The sequence below is a fragment of the uncultured Paraglaciecola sp. genome, assembly GCF_963977085.1.
In the GTDB taxonomy this organism is placed as follows: domain Bacteria; phylum Pseudomonadota; class Gammaproteobacteria; order Enterobacterales; family Alteromonadaceae; genus Paraglaciecola.
Genome location: NZ_CAXBNC010000007.1, coordinates 238,760 through 262,123, shown reverse-complemented (window position 1 = coordinate 262,123; position 23,364 = coordinate 238,760). Strand labels below are relative to the sequence as shown.

Sequence of the window (23,364 nt, the reverse complement as noted above, 5' to 3'; positions counted from 1 at the left end):
CGCATCATGCCATTTTTAGTCTACTAATGCTTGGTAAACGAGGTTTCTAAAATCATCATGATAGCGATGAAAACCAATAGGGACAAATTGTGCCATAGAGATAAAAACAATTTTTTCTTTTGGGTCGACTCTGAAATAAGTAGATGCCATACCTCCCCAACCAAAGTTGCCTTTTGAGCTCATAAATCCAGAGGAGCCTGGGTCAACTGTAACTGACATAGCGAGTCCAAAGCCTTCTCCTTGCGAGGTTGTATTAAAAGGAATTAAATTTTCTGGTAAATGGTTGCTGCTCATATACTCAACTGTTTTTCTACCTAAGATCCTGACACCATTGATTTCGCCACCGTTTAGCAGCATTTGTGCGAAGGTGAAATAATCTTGCATGCTAGAGACTAAACCGCCACCCGCATTGTGGATTTCAGGATCACTTTTGTAATCGCCCAAAGGTTCATTCTTCATGACGATTGTTTTGCCAGTTTTTTTATCTGCAGTATAAATCTGCGTCAATCTGCTAAGTTTATCTGCCGACACATAAAAACCAGTATCTGTCATTCCTAGTGGCGAAAATATTGTTTCTTGCATATATTCTCCGAGCTTTTTACCACTGAGTTTTTCAACTAAAAAACCAATAACGTCGGTGGATACGCTATAGTTCCAAGCAGTTCCCGGTTGATGGACCAAGGGAATTGCAGCAATTTTAGATAAAATATTAGCGCGATTTAATTCATCCGGCTTAGACTGCATTTGTTGGTACATCTTGTCTACTTCACTAGCAGAAAAACCATAACTTAGCCCCGATGTATGCATAAATAAGTCAATGATGCGAATAGGGCTTTTGGCGTCTTCTAACACCATATCTTCACCCGACCCACTGACATAAACCTTCATCTCTTTGAATTCAGGTAGGTATTTTGAAATGGGGTCATACATATGGAATTTACCTTGTTCCCATAAAGTCATTGCGGCGACTGCTGTGACGGGTTTAGTCATAGAGTAAATTCTAAAAATGGTATCTTCACTCATAGGAATACCGGCTTCTTTATCTTGCATGCCCTGAGCGTTGAGATAGGCAATTTTTCCGTCTTTGGCGACTAATGTTAAAGTGCCGGCTAATTTACCTTGGTCAATATAAGACTGCATGACTGGTGCTATTCTATCTAAGCGTTCCGAGGAAAATCCTACTGATTCAGCTACGCTTACTGTGTTTTTAGCGTCGACGATAGTTGACTGGCAAGCCATTAATGTACAGCAAACCATTAACCCAAAAATAAACTTCATAACATCCCTTACTATTGTGTTTGAATGCTTAGTTTATCCAGAGTTGCTTGGCGGGCAAGTTAATTTGAATGATTAAAGTGAATAGGGCTGGGTTATCGTCCACCTGATTCTTTATTAAGCTGATGAGTCAATTTCCAACCAGGCTTTACTCTGGAGTTTCGATCATTATGGCCTTAAGTTCTGCAAAAAAGTGCAGCATTTTATTCATTATATTCTGAAAAAAGGCGTCTTAAATTCCAAAGGTTTTTGGAGCGATATGTTTGTTTAGTCCTATACCTATACAAAGAAAAATGCCCCTTACTTTTCCCTAGAATGATTCAGACTTTAAGGGCCGTTTGAGTTCACATCTTAAGGCGAGTCACACTTTAATTTGCTAAAAAGTGTTGGCTCTTTTCATTTCTGGTAAAAAATAGCAGTGATAAGGGGTAGAAAAGACTTGAACTGTGCTCAAATAAGGATAAAACTAAAAATTGTGGTACCTATAATCTTTTTATTGTTGGATTACTACAATGGAAAATCAGAAAAGTAAAATCAGTCGCTTTTATGGAGAGCTCAGGCGCAGAAATGTGCTTAACACTTTTGTACTGTACATAGTCACCTGTTGGATTATTTTACAAGTTGGCACTGTCGCCTTTCCAATTTTTGAGATCCATAATGATTATTACTATTGGTTGCTTGGCATCTTTATTGTTTTGTTTCCTGTGGTCATTTGTATTTCATGGTTCTACAACTTTACAATTAATGGGTTTGTGCGCATTGCACCGTTTTCAGAACGGCGAATGTTAAACAATATTGCCCCCTTAGTTGACCAACGTATTTCACTCGATAAAAACACTAGCGCTCCTGTACGTTTAGATGGTTGGTATGCAAAAGCATTGTCTGGCCCAGTAGAAGGATTAGAATATCGTATCGATAACGGTGTCACTATTGGAAGGGCAATCGAATGCGAAATAACACTGCTGCGTTCCTATGTTTCTCGTATGCACGCTAAGTTCATCATTGAAGAAGACATGCTTTTTATAAAAGACTTACATTCTTCCAATGGTACAGTGGTGAATAACCATAGGATCTCCGAACCTATGCGATTATATCAAGGTGATGAAGTTCAGTTTAAAGATATTATTTTTAAAATTAACGAATATACGACTCAAAAGCAGGGCAGCTTGTTACTCAGTAAAACAACCTTGATCCACAATAAACAGTGAGGACCCGTTTACTGCTTCCGTCTAGGCCTCCCTTGTTAATTGCAGACACATGATAAAGGCTGATAATGTTTGGACAGTGTCATTAAACAACAGCTTAGTCTGGCGCAGGTATCATTAACAAATGAAATTATTTCAAAATATAGTCACAACTTTATTGCTACTGCTGATGTCGACAGCATGTGCAGCGAACCATAACGCTGGCATCAAAAATAATAAGAAGTTGAGCAACAACGAGGGATCCCCTGTGATGGAAAAAGAGTTGATATTGTCGAATTTTAAGGAATTTTATTTTAACACTGTGTTATTGGAAACCGATAAAAAACAAGACAGAAAATTTATTGGGGATTTAATCCAATCACCACAGATTCCAGCCACTGTGGAATTAATCAATTGTCAATCTGGAGCAAATCAACTGTTAAAACAGATAGAACAACCAAGTATTGATGCCTTGACCTTATATGGTTCTTTAGAAGCACTAGAAAACGCTAATGAGTGTTGGTTAATTCAATACCAAAGCATGTTTAGCGGTGGTGTATCGGCTTTTGTGGACAAAGTGTCTAATAGAAACCTTTTGGTTGTGCTTAACAGTGAGGGCTAGCCACTTTCACAACCAAGTTTAGCAGGGTAGCTAATCTTTGGCTTATCCCATAACACAGCTTAAATCGTGACACTATCACTTAAAAAGTGCGCTCCGGCCTTTTCCATTGCATCGAACTTTTGTTGCTGTTCAATGCTCAATTCGGCTTCTAAATAGATAATCGCTCTGGCAGACCTTTCGTAAATAAAACTACCAATGGGATCTTCTATTTGAGTATTTTGCAACACTTTAGACAGTTGCGAAATTATAGGAAGACTTATGTCATTGATATGGTCAAACCGTAATCGTCTAGCCGCCCAGATTTCTGAATAAAAATCACTGATATCCGCTTGCCCTAAATATACAGCTATCAGCTCTGATTGTTGTTGGGGTTTATCCATCGCCAAAATTTCAACTTTACGCTGTAACCTATGTTGTGTGCGAGGTAAGTTATTTCTTTGGATTGCGGATAATTTGTCATAATAGGCCATAGTATTTTCATTGCTAACAGCCGATTCTGCTTTTTTTACTTCTGTATTGATCCTACTTGCTAATTTATCCAAATTTCCAATAGGGGCTAACACTACTTTAGTTTCTAGCAATATAGGCAATACATCTAGTGCTTGCGAATGCGTAACAAGTACATCATCAAAATATTTATTCGCTCTTTCGACTATCTCTCCAGCGCTAAATTCGGCAGTCGCTTGAAGAACATAGGCAGCTCGAGCCACGTCTTCGGCTGTGTGTATTTCTTGCTTTATTACTCTAAGTAAAATATCGAGAACTTCTCCTTTTTCATAAAACTTCATGACTTCAAGGGTATTTCTATATGCCGTTACGCTGTCATTTAACTTGAGATTCGCTAATATATAGTTGCTCACATCTTGATGTGCAATGCCTCTAGGCACTAATGGGGGAGTATAGAGTCCGCCGTATATATATTCGCTAAGCAGGCGATGGGCATCTTCGTCGCGATGACGAACATCACTAAGTGTTGTTAAATCCATTTTACCAATCCTCTATTACGTTTGCACCGCGGGTTCTAAAACGGTCAACAGCATCAACCGCTTCGAAAAGTGCGTCACCATCATTATTTTGTGCCGGATCAAAATGCGCGTAGCGCACTTTATAGGCCCCCCCACAGATCCTTTTAGTGGCATCCACTGAGTTGCTTTGAGATGTCCCAGTACCAGACATTAATTCAGAGGGGCCATTTGGATCAGTGTTGTCAGTGTGGAAAGCATCACAAAGTACATGGCCTGCTTCATGAGGAAAGGTAAATGGCAAGTTATCAGAGCCATCCATTACTGCTCCACTGGAAGATGTTGCCCCCATAATAGCGGCCCATCTTAATGATGCTGCCGGTCGAAATGGCGCCTTTAAATCTGTAGCAGGTACAAAAGCGCGTCCTCTTAAACCGGCTCTATCAAACCCTCCCACAACAAAACAATCTAATCTATCGTCTGCACCAGTAACTGATCTAAGAACACGCCTGAAATCTATAGTTGTTGGGATCACAGCCCCACTAGTATCACTTGACATCACTTTATTAATATCAACCCTTGCCACATCAATTGTTAATCGGGTATCAGAGGTTGACTCGTTGTAGATAACGACTCTGTGGCCATCAGTTGCAGTAATAATAATATCGCATGACGCCGTTGCTGCGTTAAATGCCCGGGCATTTTCGGCTACTTGCGCACCAAATCCTGAAGGCAATGCCGTCACTATTGCTTGACTAATTTGTAGCGGAGTCATGCCTGCAGTTAGAGTCACTTTTACTTCTGGATCGGTTGTTGTTCTTAGCAGAGATAAAATAGTGCCAACTAAACCTGTACCTGGCGGAGAGCCTAATTTAAAAGACAAGGTTGACGCATTAGCTGAACCATCAACTCCACTTGCCGTTCTTCCATGATCCTGACAAATGACTAGCATGTTAGGCGCGGGAGGATCAACAAAGTCTACTTCCGGGCCTACTAACTTAGGTGCTAAGTTGGCCTGTGCATACGCTCGTCGGAACCACTTCATAGTGCGCAAACGCAACATTTCTTCTGAAATACCCCCAACAATTGTTGAATCATCTCCCGGGGTTTGTCGAAAAGCATGCAAACATAATTTTAAGCGCTTTTTATTACTTCCAACGGGTAACTCAGTTACGGTCACGCATTTATGAGGATCTGCTGCTTGGCAAGATTTAAGTTGCACAGAGGCTCTGACTTTTTGATCAAGAATTTCTAAGTTATCTGCTTCCCCTCCTTTTCCATCCGCCATGTCAGTCACTAACAGAGTTTGATCTGGTAGGGTTTTTTGATCTTCTTCATCTGAAACAATACGCAGATAAGCCGAGCGAAAAATATGTGGGTTTCCCCCACTAACAGGGTCGCATGAGACTTCAAGCTTTCTTCGTGTCGCCTCTGCTCCTTGAAATTTGCTATGGCTGGTAATTCCTCCGGCAACACTTGGCTTTAGCGCGGTCAAAAGAACATCCACTGAACCCGGTTTTTTCAAATCACACACTTCTACTTTGAAGGTATCGGGATCTGCATCGCCATTAGCATGAAAACCAAATCCAGCTGGAAAAGAACCAGTACCATTGATGCCGCCCTTATTGGTGCGATAATTGCTGATATCAAGGTGACTCAGAGTAGGATCATCAGTATAGGGTGCACTTGCCGAACCGTGTACAAAACGAATTTTAGGAGTAGGGTGACCGAAACGTTTGAATTCATGCTTTTTTTCAGTGGCACTTGGGTGGGTCTTTGTGACTATATCAGGGACTGTTACAGAATCACCATCTCGCAATGGGCGTTCCAGAAAATCTGAATTTTTTGCCTCAGCGCGTAAAGTGTCACAATTTTTAAAGCCGTGCTCCATTGCAATACTGCATAAACTCTCACCCTCTTTTGCTGTCACTAACTTGCTCATTAAATTCTCCTAAAATAGCTTTTTCAAGCATTGCTCCATTATTCTATTAGATCGTCTGAAATATACTGTTTCTTTACTTACCCTACTTCATTGTTGCTCTTTGGGAACCCAATTCACTATTTCCGCGTACTACCTATACAGACTATATTTCTAAATTCAGGTCGCGTTTAGCTAAGCTAATGACCTTTATAGCGCATTTTTATACTGGTTGTTATTTGAACATACTACTGAATTTCGCTTTGTAGGAGTATAAGTAAAACAAGCAGCATTTTTCATAAAAATCTAAGATTAATTTTTGCTCAACAAACACCGCCATGACAAAAGACACTCGCAATAGTTTGATTAACTGGTTTGAACCCTTTACAAGAGGGTATTGCTGCCATCCAGCGTTAAAATGGCAATGAGTGATTTAATCACCATCGACAATTTTACAGCTTACTCAAATCCCTGAAAATTCGCGGTGAAATGTGTATTTCTAAAGGATTTGGGTATACACTATGCGCCGCATTTGAAAGCGATATAAAGAAAGCAAAAAGTGTATTGTCCTAAGAGGGACAATTTTAAATAATTTAAAGGAAAAAAATGACTCCTATTACTAAAACTTTTCAGTATGGTCAGCATACTGTTACTCTAGAAACGGGCGTAATTGCTCGTCAAGCCACCGCAGCTGTAATGGCAAGTATGGATGATACTTGTGTATTGGTTTCTGTTGTTGGTAAAAAAGATACTAAACCTGGTCAAGACTTCTTCCCATTGACTGTTAACTATCAAGAAAAAACTTACGCAGCTGGTAAAATTCCAGGTGGTTTTTTCAAGCGTGAAGGCCGTCCTTCTGAATACGAAACTCTTACGTCTCGTTTGATTGACCGTCCAATTCGTCCATTATTCCCAAATGGGTTTATGAACGAAGTGCAAATTATTGTGACTGTTGTTTCAGCTAACCCTGAAATCCCTACTGATATTATTTCACTTATTGGTACTTCTGCAGCTCTTGCAATCTCTGGTATGCCATTTAATGGACCTATAGGCGCAGCGCGCGTTGGATATAAAGATGAACAGTATCTTTTAAATACGCGTACTTCTGAGCTTGAAGACAGCCAACTAGACCTAGTGGTTGCTGGTACTAAAAACGCCGTATTGATGGTTGAATCTGAAGCAGATATTTTATCTGAAGAAGTGATGCTTGGCGCGGTGATGTATGGTCACGAGCAATTACAAACTGTAATTGGTGCAGTTACTGAGTTTGCTGCTGAAGTGAATACCCCTTCGTGGAATTGGCAAGCAGTGGAAGAAAACACTGCCCTTAAAACTAAGGTGAAAGAATTAGCTGAAGCGGGCATGACAGAAGCCTATCAGATCTCTGACAAGATGGAGCGTAAAGACGCCATCAACGCTTTAACTAGTAAAACAGTTGAAGAAATTGTTGCAGCTGACGAAGAGCAAAACGCTAAAGAAGTATCAGAAATGATGCACGAGCTTGAAAGTGATGTAGTACGTTCACGAATTCTTGCTGGTCAGCCACGTATTGATGGTCGTGATCCTGCGATGATCCGTGCTCTAAACGTTGCTACTGGTTTGTTGCCACGTACTCACGGTTCTGCTTTGTTCACTCGTGGTGAAACGCAAGCAATCGTTGCTGCTACTTTAGGTACAGAGCGTGATGCGCAGATGATTGATGGCCTAAGTGGAAAAACAGACAGCCGTTTCATGTTGCATTATAACTTCCCTCCATATTGTGTGGGTGAGACTGGTTTTGTTGGTTCACCTAAGCGTCGTGAAATCGGCCATGGTCGTTTGGCAAAACGTGGTATTCAAGCGGTTATGCCAACTGAAAAAGAATTCCCGTACGTAGTACGTGTTGTGTCTGAAATCACTGAATCAAATGGTTCGTCTTCAATGGCGTCTGTTTGTGGTACGTCTTTGGCTCTTATGGATGCCGGTGTACCTATTAAAGCTTCTGTTGCGGGTATCGCAATGGGCTTAGTGAAAAGTGACGACAACTTTGTGGTTCTTTCTGACATCTTGGGTGATGAAGATCACTTAGGTGACATGGACTTTAAAGTAGCCGGTACAACTGGCGGTATCACTGCACTACAAATGGATATCAAAATCGAAGGTATCACTCAAGAAATCATGCAAGTGGCTTTAAAACAAGCTAAAGAAGCTCGTTTGCATATTCTAGGTGTGATGGACCAAGCGATTTCTGGTCACCGTGAAGAAATGTCTGAATTTGCTCCTCGCATATACAAAATGCAAGTTGATAAAGACAAAATCCGTGACGTTATCGGTAAAGGCGGCGCGATGATCCGTGCGATTACTGAAGAGTCTGAATGTAATATCGAAATCGAAGATGACGGTACTATTAAGATCTTTGCTACTGAACTCGCTAAAGCACAAATTGCCATCTCTAAGATTGAGCAAGTGACTGCTGAAGTTGAATCAGGTAAAACGTACTCTGGTAAAGTGACCCGTATCGTTGATTTTGGTGCTTTTGTTGAAATCCTACCTGGCAAAGAAGGCCTAGTGCATATTTCACAAATTGCTCACGAACGTGTTAACAAGGTGTCTGACTTCTTAGAAGAAGGACAAGTGTTAGACGTTAAGGTTGTTGAAATCGACCGTCAAAATCGTGTTCGTTTAAGTATCAAAGATTTGACTGAAAAACCAGCGGCTCCAGAAGCAGCAGCCGAAGGTAACGAATAATCAGTTAATTTATAATTGACTGTCAAAAAAGGAGCCTTATGGCTCCTTTTTTATTTGCTGCAAAACTAACAGCACATTTGCGTTACATAACACTTTGCATTAGCTGCTGACTTATGCAACCACCTATTTTATGTGTCGCAATTTGTTGTGGCTATTGAGTCAACCCTATAAAGTGAACTTAACAGACGTTTGTAAATAACTTGAATCCAGATCTAAACCTCCGTCATCAACCACATATTTGCCAAGTTCAACACCGATTATCATGTTGGGGGTGTATTGTTTTATAAGGTTAATAGCGTAATGAGAACGATCATGTCCAAGAATGTCGGTTTCGCCATTGCCGTAAAATACTGTACTACGATAGGTGTCATTCCACATTCTTCTATAACCTAAATACCAAGCTGTGGTCTTTTCTGCTTTTGTTTCATCGGTTATAGGGTCAACAACAATATCAGTGGCTAAGGTTATCCCTGCATAACGACCAGATTCACCTAAGGTAACCTGAAAACGGATATCATCATTGCCAATGGCATTTATCTTACCGGAAAGACTAAGGGCTGTTGCAGTGGCATCGATACCTCCTTGGTCAACTTTCCTCAATAATCCAGCCACGCTGGCTTGTCCCCAATCGCCTTTAAAGTTATATCTGGCCACAAAATCCGGGATCTTGCTGTCAGGGTCATTATTGGAGCCTGTTACCCCTACATTACCCGAGCCACCGTTGTCGTCGCCGTCTCCATAGGTTTGCGAGTTTTCTATCGCAAATTGCCAGTTTCCAATTGAATAGCGAATTTGTACTTGTCTGATAAATACTTCTGCGACCATAGGTCCACCAAAATCTAAGGTTTCAACCAATGCAGCAAGGGGCATAAATGTTGACCATGTTTGGCCGATTAACCAGTTTTTATTTTTGACAAACCCATGACGTAAGCGCGGGTTGACTGAATTACTGATGATTTCGTTACCACCGCCTCCATAAAAATCCATTTCAATAAAGCCAGTCCAATCACCATGTACATAAGAAATATTGAATCGGCTTTCTTTTATATTTAAACCAAGCTTGGAGGTTTCTACTGCTCCTGGGTTATTACCAATCCAATAATCCTGATAATTTAAGTCACCATTAACATATCGAGCATCTGCTTTTAAATAACCACCAAACTTCATCTTGTCACCATTTTTGAAGTCTACTTCGAATGCATCTGCCATTGCCATTGAACTAACAAGGCTTGTACCCACAAGCAATATACTCAGTGCTGAGGTTTTCTTTATAATGTTATTCATCTGTTTGTCCCAGAGTGTTAAAACTTTGTAAACTCTGAACCACAATCATTTAATTTTATATAAGCTCATGGTCTATAAGACCAAAGTCGCATAAAAACTAATGACAAAACATACCTCTTAAGACTAAAGTCTTATTTCTAAGTTTTCAGAGGAGAATAAAGTATCTCGATGAAATTATTACAGAATATGGAGTGTAACCATGGTCGATAAAGTATACCCGGTGCCTGAACAGGCAAAGAAAAATAGCCATTTAACTGAGCAAAGTTATCTTGAACTCTACAAGCAGTCAGTCGATTCTCCTGATGTTTTTTGGGCTGAGCAGGCCAAAAGATTAGATTGGTACAAAACGCCCACTGTTATCAAAAACACTTCTTTCGACCCAAATAACTTATCCATCAAGTGGTTTGAAGATGGTGAACTCAACGTATCTTATAACTGTATAGACCGTCACTTAGCAGAACGTGGTGATGTTACCGCCATAATTTGGGAAGGAGATGATCCTCAGACTGACGATTTAATTAGCTATCAACGCTTACATGACGAAGTGGCAAAACTAGCAAATGGATTAAAAAAATTGGGAGTAGTGAAGGGAGATCGCGTAGCCATTTACATGCCTATGGTTCCTCAAGCTGCCTATGCAATGCTTGCTTGTGCAAGAATTGGCGCGGTGCATTCAGTTATCTTTGGTGGATTTTCACCTAATGCTATTGCAGATCGTATCGAAAACTGTGGTGCCAAAGTCATCATAACTGCAGACCAAGGTTTGCGTGCTGGGAAAACGGTACCACTAAAAGCCAATGTGGATATCGCACTTGCTGAGCATGAATGTGCGACTTTGGAACATGTTGTAGTGTTAAAACATGTTGATCAGGAAGTGGAGTGGCACGCAAAAGATTTATGGTGGCATGAACTTGTTGCAGATTGTCCTGCTGAATGTGAACCAGAAGTCATGAATGCAGAAGATCCTTTGTTTATTTTGTATACCTCAGGTTCAACCGGACAACCCAAAGGTGTGGTGCACACCACAGGTGGTTATTTGTTATATGTCGCCATGACTCACGAATATGTCTTCGATTATCAAAAAGATGAAGTGTTCTGGTGCGCGGCTGATGTTGGTTGGATAACGGGTCACAGTTACATGGTTTACGGACCATTGGCTAATGGAGCCACAACTGTACTGTTTGAAGGCGTGCCAACCTATCCCGATGTACGCCGAATTGGCCAAGTTGTGGATAAACATAAGATTGAAATTTTATACACAGCCCCGACTGCAATTCGAGCATTAATGGCGCAAGGTGATCGCGCGGTAGAAGGGTTCAACGGAGAATCATTACGTTTATTGGGATCTGTGGGCGAGCCTATTAATCCCGAAGCTTGGAGTTGGTATCACGAAAAAGTCGGTAAAGCACGTTGCCCCATTGTAGATACTTGGTGGCAAACTGAAACAGGTGGGATGATGATTTCACCTTTGCCAAGTATCACACCTTTAAAACCAGGTTCAGCTACACGTCCTTTATTCGGTATTCAACCAGCATTGGTTGATAGCGAGGGGACTGAACTCAATGGTGCAACAGAAGGTAATTTGATCATTAAAGACAGTTGGCCTGCCCAAGCCCGCACCGTTTATGGTGATCACGAACGTTTTGTGCAAACTTATTTCACTACCTATAAAGGCAACTATTTCACTGGTGATGGGGCAAGGCGAGATGAAGACGGTTACTTTTGGATTACTGGCCGCGTAGACGATGTGTTGAACGTATCAGGCCATCGCCTTGGCACGGCCGAAATTGAAAGTGCTTTAGTATCACACCCTGCCATTGCAGAAGCGGCAGTTGTGGGTTATCCACATGATATCAAAGGCCAAGGGATATACGTTTATGTCACGCCAATTGAGGGCATAGTGTGTGATGACGCCTTAACTAAAGATGTGAAAAATTGGATTCGAAAAGAACTTAGCCCAATTGCGACACCTGATCTAATCCAGTGGACCCATGCTTTGCCTAAAACGCGATCAGGGAAAATCATGCGTAGAATCTTGCGTAAAATTGCCGCTAACGAATATGAACAGTTAGGTGACACATCTACATTGGCAGATCCATCAGTTGTTGATACACTAATTGCACAAAGAGCAAATAGATAACAACAAAGTAACAATATGGCAACCTTGTTAATTGCAGATGATCATCCATTATATCGAGACGCTATACGAGGAGCATTAATTAGCAGTTTCAAGCAACTCACATTGCTTGAGGCTGCCGACCTAAATGAAACGGTCGAAATGCTACATCAAAATAATCATATCGATTTATTACTCCTTGACCTTCACATGCCTGGTAGTGGCGATCTATTCGGCTTGATACATATTCGTAAACTCTTTCCTGAATTACCCGTTGCAGTGATATCAGGTCTGGACGATGCGGACATTATCACCAAAGTTATTAATTTAGGTGCTATGGGTTTTGTACCCAAAACCACAAGCGCGGCACAAATTGCACTAGCAGTAACGAGCATGCTTGAAGGAGACCTGTGGCTACCAGAAAGTTATGCAACAGATGATGTTGAATTGGATAGTGAATTTGCAGAACTCGCCATGAAAGTGGCCAGCCTGACTCCCTCACAATATAAGGTTTTGTGCTTTATGCGTGACGGATTATTGAATAAACAAATTGCTTATAATTTGGATATTGCCACTGCTACTGTCAAAGCACATGTCACCGCCATCTTCAAAAAATTACACATTAACAATCGTACTCAAGCTGTGCTTATCGCCTCACACCTTCAGCTTGTACCGCCTGAAGCAGAGCTCTGAGCTTAGCGGGTTTTAAAGGCTTACTTAAATAATTGCAATTTGCGTTAAATGCTTCAGTCACAATCTCATCATCTTGATTAGCTGTGACTAAAATAGCGGGGATCGGGTAGCCTAGAAATTTACGCATTTTTGCAATAAGTTGCAGGCCGTTTTCTTCACTTTCTAAATGATAATCCATCAAAATGACTTGAGGTTCACAGATTTTCAATTCTGCCATTGCTGCGTCTGGGGTGAGGGCGGTTGTGACATTGACTTGCCATTTCGCTAAAAACGTCAGCATGGCATCAAGGTTTTCTTGCTTATCATCAACACATAAAACTCGCAAACCGGCTAAGCCTACTTTATTCGCACTTATCTTGCCCGTAGTGACTGACTTTTGTTCGGCACAACTTGGTAATTCGATTGAAAAACAACTTCCTTTTCCCAAAATTGAGCGTACTTGCACCGGAGCATTTAGCTGTTGGCTAAGACGAGCCACAACCCCTAAACCTAAGCCCACACCATGTTGACTGTGATCGCCTGCTCGATAAAAATCCCCGAAAATATTGTTTAGCTCTTCTTTACTAATACCTGACCCGGTATCCCAAATTTGCAATAACACCTTGTTACCTCGTTTGCGTACACTCAGTAATACCCGTCCTTGTGGAGTGTATTTTATCGCGTTAGATAACAGGTTTTGTAAAATTCTATACAAATAGGTTCGGTCCGTTTTAACCCATAAGTCCTGAATTCTGTACTTTAATTGCAAACCTTTTTCTTCGGCTTGCATATTGAGTTCTCCGATCAAAGGCGTCACTAATGCCTTGATGGATACTGCGCTATAACGTGGTTTCATATCACCTTGGTCTATACGTGCAATATCTAATAAAGTGGCAATTAATACTTCGCTGGCGTTAAGGCTGTCCCCCAATTTTTGTACAATTTGACTGGCGTTTGTTTCCAAAGACACTTCTTGTAGAGCACTCAAATAAAGCTTTGCGGCATTAAGTGGCTGCAATATGTCATGGCTAGCTAGGGCGAGGAGGTGAGTTTTATTCGAGTTCGCTTCTTCGGCAATTTTGCGAGCTCTAACAAGTTCTTTTTCGGCTTCGCCACGACGCTGAATTTCTAGGTGTAGTTCGGCGTTGATGGTCTGCACTTCTTCCGAGCGTTTTTGAACTCGATTTTGCAGATCTATATTCGCTTCTTTTAATGCTTGCTGAATTTCAATATGTTGTGTGACGTCATTAAAACTCGTCACAAAGCCACCCCCAGGTAATGGATTACCGACCATTTCAATTACGCGTCCATCACTTCGTTGTCTTAAAAATTTATGGCTGGTACCACTGCGCATGTGGTCGAGGCGTTTTTGTACTAAAGTGTCAACGTTTCCTACGCCGCAGTCGCCATTTTCTGCGTTATAACGAATCAAAGTCTCAATAGGAGTACCTACCGTCACCAAATCATCAGGGTAATTGAATAAAGCGATATAACTTTTATTCCAGGCAACTAGATCAAGGTTTTTATCGATCACGCTGATACCTTGTTCAAGGCTTTCCAATGACGTAAATAAAGCACTGATATTAAATTGAATTGCCTGGGTGGTTTCATCAAAAAAGTTAACCACTTCTTCGAAGTTGAGTCGTTTACCACTTAAGGCACTTTCAACCAGCGCTTTTGCACTCGAAGCACCTATGACACCACCTAGAGCCCGTTCACTGAAGACCACAAAATCTTTGTGTGGGGGCTGCGTTAAGGTAAGTGTGACACCTTGTCGTTGTTGATATTCCTCTACTAACATCTGGCAGCGACTTTCCCCTAAAAAGGTTGATAACAAGGTGATTAAATCTTGCACTGTAGTACTTAAAGGGTACTTATCATAATGTCCCCCCCTAGTATCAACCGATGTGACATATGCCTCAGCTTGGATGCGATCAATCAATCGAGTTTGTGAAAAGAAAGAGAAGATGACATAGGCCACAATGTTAGCCACTAAACTTAAGATCGCGCCTTCGCTAATGACCGCGCTTTGCAATATCAAGCCTGAATTATCGTTAATTATCGGTAAAATTAACCACAAAACCCAAACAAATACCCCCACAATGAGTCCCGCATATACCCCGTGAGCATGACCTCGTTTCCAATACAAACCTCCAACAATTGCTGGTAATAACTGGATCACTAGAGAAAATGCAATCAGACCGATTGAGGCTAGCGAGCGACTATTGGTCATTTGTTGTTGGTATATATAGGCCAATAATAGCAACACACCAATCACAATACGGCGGATCAGCAAAATAGTGCGAGTGTAATCAGTACTGGGTTGTTGGTGCGCGCGGGCTGCTAAAAACTTGGGTAAAATTACATCATTGGTCAACATAGTGCTTAAGGTCAATGTAGCGACAACAATCATTGCTGTGGCAGCTGATAACCCACCAATAAAAACCAATATTTTGAGTAACAAGGATTCAGACATAATGGCTAAACCCAATACAAAAGTGTCAGGTTCATTACCATTGCTGCCTAACATTGATTGGCCAGCAACGGCAATAACAGGGATGACTGCAGCAATAAATAGTAAATAAAGTGGAAAAAGCCAACGTGCAGTTTTGAGGTGATTCAGATTGAGATTATCAATGACTGCAACGTGGAATTGACGGGGTAAACAAATGACTGCAGCAGCAGCCATTAATGTTTGCGCCCAAAAGGCGGTTGATTGAAAATTATCTAATGCATCATAACTGACAAATGACGCCAACATTAGGCCGTCGTTTTGTTGTTGCCACCAGTAATACCCATAAAGTGCGACGCCGATCAAAGCCGTGAGTTTGATGATCGACTCGAATGAAATGGCCAGTATTAAACCACGTCGGTATTCTGTTACATCGGTGCGCTTAGTGCCAAAATAAATGGAAAACAAGGCAATAAATAAGGTGGCTCCGAGCACCACGCTTTCGGTGTCTTTTTGACCAGAAACCAATACAAATGCCGAACCTATGGCTTTGAGTTGCAAAGCGATATAGGGAATGGTGGCTAACAAAGCAATAATGGTAACCAGTAAGGCGACTGTTTGTCTCTTGCCGTATCGTGAAGAGATAAAATCGGCAATGGTGGTAATATGTTGTTTTTTACTGACCTGTGTAAGTTTCAATAAAAAACGATAGCCAAATAAGTACAGTAAAATTGGGCCAAGCAAAATCGGCAGATAGCTCCAAGTATCCCTTGTTGCTTCGCCAACCGAACCAAAAAAAGTCCAAGCGGTGCAGTAAATCGCTAGGGCTAAAGAATAAATAGCCGGGTGAGATGTGAGTTTTTTAGCTCTAGCAGAGTGACTGTCACCCCATTGTGCCAACCAAAACAAACATGCTAAGTACACAATTGCCAGTACGACCCAACCTAACGCCATACCCATCCTTTCAACAAATAAAAACTAATTTTCATGACTTTACCATAGCTTTATTCACTTCCTTACTAAGACCTTGGTCTCATTGACTTTTGTCTTTGCGAAATGAAACTAGACTGGCATTGGTTAGGTATTTAGAACGCTGGATTATATTTACCTATATGTTTAACTTTTGCAGTTATCAGTACTCGCTTTGGGCCAGTATCCATAGTAACCGCGATTAAGTTAAAGTTGAAATCGCTTCGCCCTTATCACTGGTTTTTTGTAAGCCAGAATATATAAAATAACTGCCCTAGATCAAATAAATTGGCGCTGTTATTGATAAGATAATCACTATCACTTTTTGCTAGAGTCGTTTTTCATGCAATTGTCCAAATATCAGTGCACAAAAAAAGTTGATTGGCAGAGCTTACTCAATTCAGGTAATCGAGTTTTTATTGGCTCAAATGCGGGGGTGCCTAACGCATTAATTGATAGCCTAATTGAAGACGCTAAACACTTAAACGATATTGAACTTACTCACATAAGTACCTTATCGGATAATAAATGGGCTTTGCCCGAATATGCTGCACGATTCAAAATAAATACCTTTTTTATTCACGGAAGCCTGATTAGGAAAGCGGTGGATGAAGGCAGAGCTGATTATACGCCGTGTTTTTTGTCAGAAATTTCCAGTTTGTTTACCGATGACACCTTACCCCTTGATGCGGCTTTAATTATGGTCTCGCCACCGGACGAGTTAGGTTATTGCTCATTGGGTGTATCGGTTGATGTAGTGATGTCGGCTGCTAGGGCAGCAAAGCATATTATTGCCCAAGTGAATCCACTGATGCCCAGAACATGTGGGCATTCATTTTTACACATAAGCGAATTTAGCGCATTTATTGAATATGAGCAGAAGCTGCCCGAAGTAGACTTGCCAGTAGAATCAAAAATTGTTGACCGTATTGGTCAATACTCAGCCATGCTAATAGACGATGGTGCTACCTTGCAATTGGGCATAGGAAAAATTCCTGATGCCGTCACCCGTTATTTGTATCAGCATAAAAATTTAGGTATTCATTCTGAAATGATAAGTGACGGTGTGGTTGATTTAATTCAACGGGGTATTGTGAATAACAGATACAAGACTTTTCATCCGGGGAAAACGGTCGTCAGTTTTTGTTTTGGTACTCAAAAACTATATGATTTTGTCAACATGAATCCACATGTTGAATTCTACCCTTCTGCCTATGTCAATAAACCTACAAACATTGCTAAAAACGACAATATGGTCGCTATCAACAGTGCACTTGAGGTCGATCTAAGCGGGCAAGTGGTGGCCGATTCTATTGGATACCGATTTTACAGTGGTATTGGAGGTCAAGTTGATTTTGTGACTGGCGCCTCCAAAAGTAAAAACGGAAAACCTGTCATTGTTTTACCTTCGACGGCGAAAAATGGTGAAGTATCACGTATTGTGGCGACTTTATCCGAAGGAGCGGGGGTGGTGACATCCCGTGGTAATGTACACTTTGTTGTGACTGAGTTCGGTATTGCGAGTTTACAAGGCAAAAGTGTTCGGGAGCGCGCCCTCGAATTAATTCGCGTTGCCCACCCTAAGTTTAGAGATGAACTACTTGCACAGATCCGTAAACAATTCTGGGTACCTGATTACCAAAAGCAAACCCCGACTGATATCCCTGAATTAGGGGAAATGCAAATTTCCCGTATTCAAATTCAAAATCAACGGTTTTATTTACGCCCTCTGAACCCTTCAGATGAACGTCGCTTACAAGAGTTTTTTTATTCCCATACCAAAGAAACCATCAATTTACGCTATAACTTTGTGCCCGGACCCATGACGCGCGAGAAGTCATGTGATCTGGTCAGTGTGGATCAAAGCAAAGATGTTGCTTTAACCATTGTGCGGCAAGACGGTTCAAAGGTGCGCCTTGAAGCGGTTGGTCGGTATTATTTATATCCACAACAAAATGCATGTGAAGTCGCCTTTGTTACCCGTGAGACTAATCAAGGCAAGGGTATGGCGAGTCGTTTGTTAAAAACCATGATAAACATTGCCGAACAACGTGGGCTTAAGTCTATGTTTGCCTTAGTGAAAACTAACAATCTTCCGATGATTTCGGTGTTTGAACAATTTGGCTTTGTGCGTTCGTTAAATTCAGAACCTGGTGAAATTGAATTAATTAAATACTTAAACAATAACACCAAGGCGAATGAATCTGGCCTTAATAACGGAGAATTGTAATGACAGTCACGATAATAGGCAGTCATAAGTGCAATTTGCACAACATGGGTGACGAGCACCCTGAACAAGCCGCGAGAATGTATAAAATTAATGACCAGTTTATTTCTTCAGGACTGGAATATGTGTTGCACTTTTGTGACTCAAAACCAGTTCCTATATCGGCGTTAGAACGAGCTCATGATAAAACTTTTGTTAAAAGTGTATTTGACCGTGCGCCTAAGGAAAAAGGAGAGAGGGTATGGTTAGACGATGACACCATAATGATGGACAAAACCTTAGATGCCGCATTATACGCCGCTGGTGCGGTTGTTGATGCTGTCGACTTAGTCATGAATAACCAAACCAAAAGGGCATTTTGTGCTGTAAGGCCACCGGGTCATCATGCTGGTCGTAGCAAATCATCAGGATTTTGTATTTTTAATAATGTTGCAGTTGGGGTTATGCATGCGTTAGAAAAATATGGCTTAGAGCGCATTGCTATTGTTGATTTTGACGTACACCATGGTGATGGTACACAGGACATTGTAAAAGACGACAATCGAATTTTATTTTGCTCGTCCTTTCAACATCCATTTTACCCTTTTAGTGGCACTGAACCTAGCCGAGACGGCATCATTAATGTGCCTATTCCTGCGGGCATTAAAGGCACAGATTACCGTGAAATGGTCAAACATTGGTTTACTGCCATCGATGAGTTTAAACCACAAATGATTTTTATCTCCGCCGGTTTTGACTCCCATGCTGAAGACGAAATGGGGCAACTTTGTCTGGTTGAAGATGATTACATCTGGATTACGGAACAGCTTAAAACTCTGGCTGAGAAACATTGTAACGGTAAAATAATATCAGTGTTAGAAGGCGGTTATGCCCTTAGTGCATTGGCGCGGAGTGTGGTGGCTCATGTAAAAGTACTTGCCAGTTAGTTTGTACCTAGAGTCATCGACGTTTCTGAACCAGAATATCTAGCTCATTCTGGGATTGAGCGTCAGTATGCCAATTATCGAGAATCCGTGTCAGTTGTCTCTAAATAGCTTTATATTCAAACAAGGATAATAACTAAATCATCGATCTTGAAAGCGCACCTAACCAAGGCGCTTGCAGCACTATGACGGCTCTTTTTTATATGTGGATAGTAGGTAATAATATTGTACGGATTTATGCAATGCATTCAGGTGGCATCTAGTGTAATCATAGAGTCGTACCAATTACCGAGCATATTGTTCCCCCAGTCGGTCACTATTAAAAAGTTGTAGTTGGCCCGGATATACTAAAAGGTCAGCACTTGTGAATAGATAGCGCTTAAGTAGATTATCATTACAATAGTAAAGTTCTTATTATCTGAATTTCAAATCTTGCTATTGCATGAGAAACAATTATTAAGGTGTTAGAGTAATCATCTGACTTTCAGCCTTATTCAGTAATAAAGACATGTAGAGGAATATCATTGAAAAAGCGGATTTTAGTTTTATTTTCATGTGTTTTTTTTAGTCCCACTTATGCAGCAGATACATTGTTTTTTTCTTCTTCTACTATCGAAAATGATCATGTTCGTTCAATATGTGTAAAAGTACTCGAAACGGCATTTAATCGCCTGAACATAAATTTGGCAGTAAACAATATGCCTGCAGGTCGTTCATTAATTATGTCTAATAGTGGCAAAATTGATGGTGAGGTGGCTAGGATTGCAGGCATAGAAGTTAAGTTCCCCAATCTATCTAAAGTGGCTGTTTCTTGTTTCTCTCATGATGTGTATTTATATGTTAGGGCTGGCAAGGACTTTAATGTCAGTGGTTGGGGGAGTATTCCCCGAGATTATGTACTTGGCTACAGAAAAGGCGTTCAGTATATTGAGCAGGCAGCACAAAAACATGATATTTCCCTGTACCCTCTAGTCAATTTAAAACAAGTGTTTGGTTTATTAAAAGCGGGCAGAATAGATTTAATGGTAAGCACCAAACAACTTTTTCAGATAGATGCCGATGTTAAAAAGTCAGAAAACATCATAATGTTAGAGCCTGCAATTGAACATCATGAGTTTTACTCTTATTTACATAAAAAAAATCAACATATTCTGCCAAAGCTAAATCAGGTATTAGTCAGTATGAAACTATCTGGAGAAATTAAATTGATTCAGCTAAAACAACAAGCCCTACTTTCGAAGAGAATATTTTAGCCATTATTGATCCAATTTTTGAACAAAAACTAGGCCATACATAATTAGCTTCAAGTTATTTATTTGGACGCTCTGGGTATGAGGGAAATTCAAAGAAACTATTTCGTTTTTGTATAAAACTCTGAGATATACCTTCCACCCTTAATATTTGCTACAAGGCGAAGTGTGTAACTTTGTCCTGATTGACCGATTAACTCTCTCAAATTGGTTTCCGAATGCCAATAATAAGGACTTTGTATCATCCCTAATGGATAGGGCGTGGGCGTATTATTTGCATCTACAAGAAACAGTGTTGCGCTGTCTAAGGGAAACGTTGAGTTGACCGTTGTATAATTGTTTTTATCAAACACATTTACTTCGAAATCACCGGCGCGCAGGATGCACTTTTGATTAATGACATCACAGTCTTCAAAAGGAACTAACTGGATCACTTTCTCTTCTTCAGCTAAGCCTTCTTCATAGTAATCTGCCGCAATATATCCAATTACAGCTAAAATTGGCGCCACCATAAATGCAGTTCTTGTATGTTTATTCATTGTTTTATCTTTTTTAATGCTTTAAAAAATTGTGAAGGTCGCACACTAATTAACAGGGTTTCAATTTGAGTTTTAAACTATGTTAACAGGTTCTGACTGAACACTTTTAGTTTAAAAACAAAGGCTAAAGAGCACAACTCTTTAGCCTTTGATGTTTATTGAAAATACTTAGTGGTGGCTGACTGCAGCGGTGCCTCCTGGGCTACGCATGTTTTCAACCAAGTCTTGCACATATTTAGGTGCGGGTCCTGTAAACTGAAGTACCACAAATGCGACACCAAAGTTAACTATTGCGCCCACTACACCAAATGCATTGGGTGATATCCCAAAGAACCAGTTTGGCGCCATATCACCCAAGAAGGATGTGCCTGGAACAAACATAATACCTTTGTGTTGGAATACATATAGCATGGTTATACCAATACCAGAACACATACCCGCTACTGCTGCTGTGCCACTCATTTTCTTAGAGAAGATCCCCATCATTAGCGCTGGGAATATTGATGCAGCGGCCAAACCAAAGGCCAGCGCCACCGTTCCTGCGGCAAACCCTGGGGGATGCAGTCCCAAGTAACCCGATACTAAAATGGCCAGTGTCATCACTATTCGCCCAGCCAGTAACTCGTTTTTCTCAGACAAATCTGGGGTTAATACACCTTTCATTAAATCATGAGAAATGGAGGATGAAATCGCCAGTAATAAACCGGCTGCTGTAGACAACGCCGCAGCTAAACCACCGGCAGCCACTAATGCAATGACCCAATTAGGTAAGTTAGCAATAGCAGGGTTGGCCAATACCATAATGTCATTATCCACTTTCACCATTTCATTGGTTGTTTTGTCAGCAGAGTATTGAATTTTTCCGTCACCATTTTTATCTTCAAATTCTAATAAGCCTGTTTTTTCCCAGTCTTTAAACCATTGAGGACGCTTTTCATATTCTAAATGTTGACCAGCAGTAGGTTCAATTGTATTCATCAAATTAAGACGCGCCATTGCGCCAACAGCGGGAGCCACTGTATATAACAATGCGATGAAAACTAATGCATAACCTGCTGATGAACGGGCTGCTTGTGCTGAAGGAACAGTAAAGAAACGCATGATGACATGAGGTAAACCTGCAGTACCAATCATTAGCGACATGGTGTAGGCGAACATATCTAATGAACCATTCATGTTGCTTGTGGTGTATTCTTTGAAGCCCAATTCAGTTACCACCAAGTCCAACTTATCAAGCAAATAAATGCCACTGCCATCAGCCAGTGTCGAGCCTAAGCCAAGTTGTGGAATGGGATTACCGGTTAATTGGAAAGAGATGAAAACCGCAGGAATGGTATAAGCAAAGATCATCACAACGTATTGCGCTATTTGTGTATAAGTAATGCCTTTCATACCACCGAGCACAGCGTAGAACCATACAACAGCCATGCCTATGCCTAAACCTAAACCATAGTCGACTTCCAAGAAGCGAGAGAAGGCAACACCCACGCCTTTCATTTGCCCTATGATATAGGTTAACGATGCGAGAATTAGACAAACAACGGCAACAATACGCGCGGTTTTCGAATAATAACGATCAGAAATAAATTCAGGAACGGTAAACTTACCGTGTTTACGCATATAAGGGGCGAGCAACATGGCTAATAATACATAACCACCTGTCCAACCCATTAAGAATACAGACCCTCCGTACCCTAAAAAGGCAATCAAACCTGCCATGGATATAAATGACGCTGCACTCATCCAATCGGCACCAATTGCCATGCCGTTTTGCATCGGAGTGACCCCACCACCGGCAACATAAAAGTCACTGGTTGAAGCGGCGCGAGCCCACCATGCTATAGCGAAATATAAGGTGAACGTACCAAAGACTGCGATATAGGTATAAAGTTTTAACTCATCCATTATGATTCATCCTCAGACTGGTATTTCTTATCAAGTTTGTTCATTTTATAGCCATACCAAAAAATCAAAGCTACAAAAATGTATATTGAACCCTGCTGAGCAAACCAGAATCCGAGCTTATATCCACCGAGACGAAACTCGTTCAGTGGTTCTACTAATAACAAACCAAAGCCAAATGATACGATAAACCAAATGACCAGACAGATTGCTATTAGGCGCAGGTTTTCCTGCCAATATGTGGTCTTCTTTTGCATATTATTCTCCTAGCACTGCATGCTATTTTATTTATTACACACGCCGTTTTTTGTTGTAATAACTTTATTTTCGAGAAAAAGTGTT

General features: G+C 40.9%; 16 protein-coding genes. 8 read left to right on the top strand and 8 right to left on the bottom strand.

Going from position 1 to position 23,364, the window contains the following annotated elements:
- Nucleotides 1–15: 15 nt before the first annotated feature.
- A complete protein-coding gene (locus AAC000_RS11025) occupies nt 16–1,278 on the bottom strand; it encodes a serine hydrolase domain-containing protein (RefSeq protein ID WP_339722662.1) in 1,263 nt (420 codons plus the stop codon).
- Between the two features lie 509 nt (nt 1,279–1,787).
- Here AAC000_RS11025 and AAC000_RS11020 point away from each other — a divergent pair.
- Both AAC000_RS11020 and AAC000_RS11015 read left to right on the top strand, forming a co-directional pair.
- The gene (locus AAC000_RS11020) at nt 1,788–2,483 is read left to right on the top strand and encodes an FHA domain-containing protein (RefSeq protein ID WP_339722661.1); all 696 of its coding nucleotides are present in this window, start codon (nt 1,788–1,790) and stop codon (nt 2,481–2,483) included.
- 121 nt (nt 2,484–2,604) lie between these two features.
- Entirely contained in the window at nt 2,605–3,081 is a 477-nt protein-coding gene (locus AAC000_RS11015) for a hypothetical protein (RefSeq protein ID WP_339722660.1), read from the top strand.
- 59 nt (nt 3,082–3,140) lie between these two features.
- Here AAC000_RS11015 and AAC000_RS11010 read toward each other — a convergent pair whose 3' ends face one another.
- Entirely contained in the window at nt 3,141–4,067 is a 927-nt protein-coding gene (locus tag AAC000_RS11010; protein WP_339722658.1) for a hypothetical protein, read from the bottom strand.
- A gap of 1 nt (nt 4,068) precedes the next feature.
- Nucleotides 4,069–5,985, bottom strand: a complete 1,917-nt coding sequence (locus tag AAC000_RS11005; RefSeq protein WP_339722657.1) for a hypothetical protein — start codon at nt 5,983–5,985, stop codon at nt 4,069–4,071.
- 582 nt (nt 5,986–6,567) lie between these two features.
- Between AAC000_RS11005 and pnp the strand changes: the two genes are divergently transcribed.
- Nucleotides 6,568–8,688: a polyribonucleotide nucleotidyltransferase gene (pnp, locus tag AAC000_RS11000; protein ID WP_339722655.1), complete on the top strand. Its 2,121-nt coding sequence runs from the start codon at nt 6,568–6,570 to the stop codon at nt 8,686–8,688.
- A gap of 165 nt (nt 8,689–8,853) precedes the next feature.
- Here the strand turns inward: pnp and AAC000_RS10995 are convergent, their stop codons facing one another.
- Nucleotides 8,854–9,972, bottom strand: coding sequence for a DcaP family trimeric outer membrane transporter (locus AAC000_RS10995; protein WP_339722653.1), 1,119 nt, complete (start codon nt 9,970–9,972; stop codon nt 8,854–8,856).
- Nucleotides 9,973–10,171: 199 nt separating this feature from the next.
- On the opposite strand from AAC000_RS10995, the gene acs reads away from it, so the two are divergent.
- Nucleotides 10,172–12,112 (top strand): acetate--CoA ligase, encoded by a 1,941-nt coding sequence (gene acs / locus AAC000_RS10990; protein WP_339722652.1) that lies wholly within the window; start codon nt 10,172–10,174, stop codon nt 12,110–12,112.
- 15 nt (nt 12,113–12,127) lie between these two features.
- Entirely contained in the window at nt 12,128–12,781 is a 654-nt protein-coding gene (locus AAC000_RS10985; protein ID WP_339722651.1) for a response regulator transcription factor, read from the top strand.
- Here AAC000_RS10985 and AAC000_RS10980 read toward each other — a convergent pair.
- Nucleotides 12,735–16,166, bottom strand: a complete 3,432-nt coding sequence (locus AAC000_RS10980; protein WP_339722649.1) for a PAS domain-containing hybrid sensor histidine kinase/response regulator — start codon at nt 16,164–16,166, stop codon at nt 12,735–12,737. The two genes, AAC000_RS10985 and AAC000_RS10980, sit on opposite strands and share 47 nt — an antisense overlap.
- A 358-nt stretch (nt 16,167–16,524) precedes the next feature.
- On the opposite strand from AAC000_RS10980, the gene AAC000_RS10975 reads away from it, so the two are divergent.
- From AAC000_RS10975 to AAC000_RS10965, 3 genes are all read left to right on the top strand, one after another.
- Nucleotides 16,525–18,411 carry a GNAT family N-acetyltransferase gene (locus tag AAC000_RS10975; protein ID WP_339722647.1) on the top strand — a complete coding sequence of 629 codons (1,887 nt, stop codon included), beginning with the start codon at nt 16,525–16,527 and terminating at the stop codon, nt 18,409–18,411.
- Nucleotides 18,411–19,334, top strand: coding sequence for a histone deacetylase family protein (locus AAC000_RS10970; protein ID WP_339722645.1), 924 nt, complete (start codon nt 18,411–18,413; stop codon nt 19,332–19,334). The genes AAC000_RS10975 and AAC000_RS10970 overlap by 1 nt, the downstream gene beginning before the upstream one ends.
- 521 nt (nt 19,335–19,855) lie before the next feature.
- On the top strand, nt 19,856–20,584 hold the full coding sequence (locus AAC000_RS10965; RefSeq protein ID WP_339722643.1) for a transporter substrate-binding domain-containing protein: 729 nt from the start codon (nt 19,856–19,858) through the stop codon (nt 20,582–20,584).
- Between the two features lie 98 nt (nt 20,585–20,682).
- Here the strand turns inward: AAC000_RS10965 and AAC000_RS10960 are convergent, their stop codons facing one another.
- The 3 genes from AAC000_RS10960 to AAC000_RS10950 form a co-directional block, all read right to left on the bottom strand.
- Nucleotides 20,683–21,120: a hypothetical protein gene (locus AAC000_RS10960; RefSeq protein WP_339722641.1), complete on the bottom strand. Its 438-nt coding sequence runs from the start codon at nt 21,118–21,120 to the stop codon at nt 20,683–20,685.
- A 168-nt stretch (nt 21,121–21,288) separates the two neighbouring features.
- Entirely contained in the window at nt 21,289–23,025 is a 1,737-nt protein-coding gene (locus AAC000_RS10955; RefSeq protein WP_339722639.1) for a sodium:solute symporter family protein, read from the bottom strand.
- Nucleotides 23,025–23,279, bottom strand: coding sequence for a DUF4212 domain-containing protein (locus AAC000_RS10950; protein WP_339722637.1), 255 nt, complete (start codon nt 23,277–23,279; stop codon nt 23,025–23,027). The genes AAC000_RS10955 and AAC000_RS10950 overlap by 1 nt, the downstream gene beginning before the upstream one ends.
- Between the last annotated feature and the right edge of the window lie 85 nt (nt 23,280–23,364).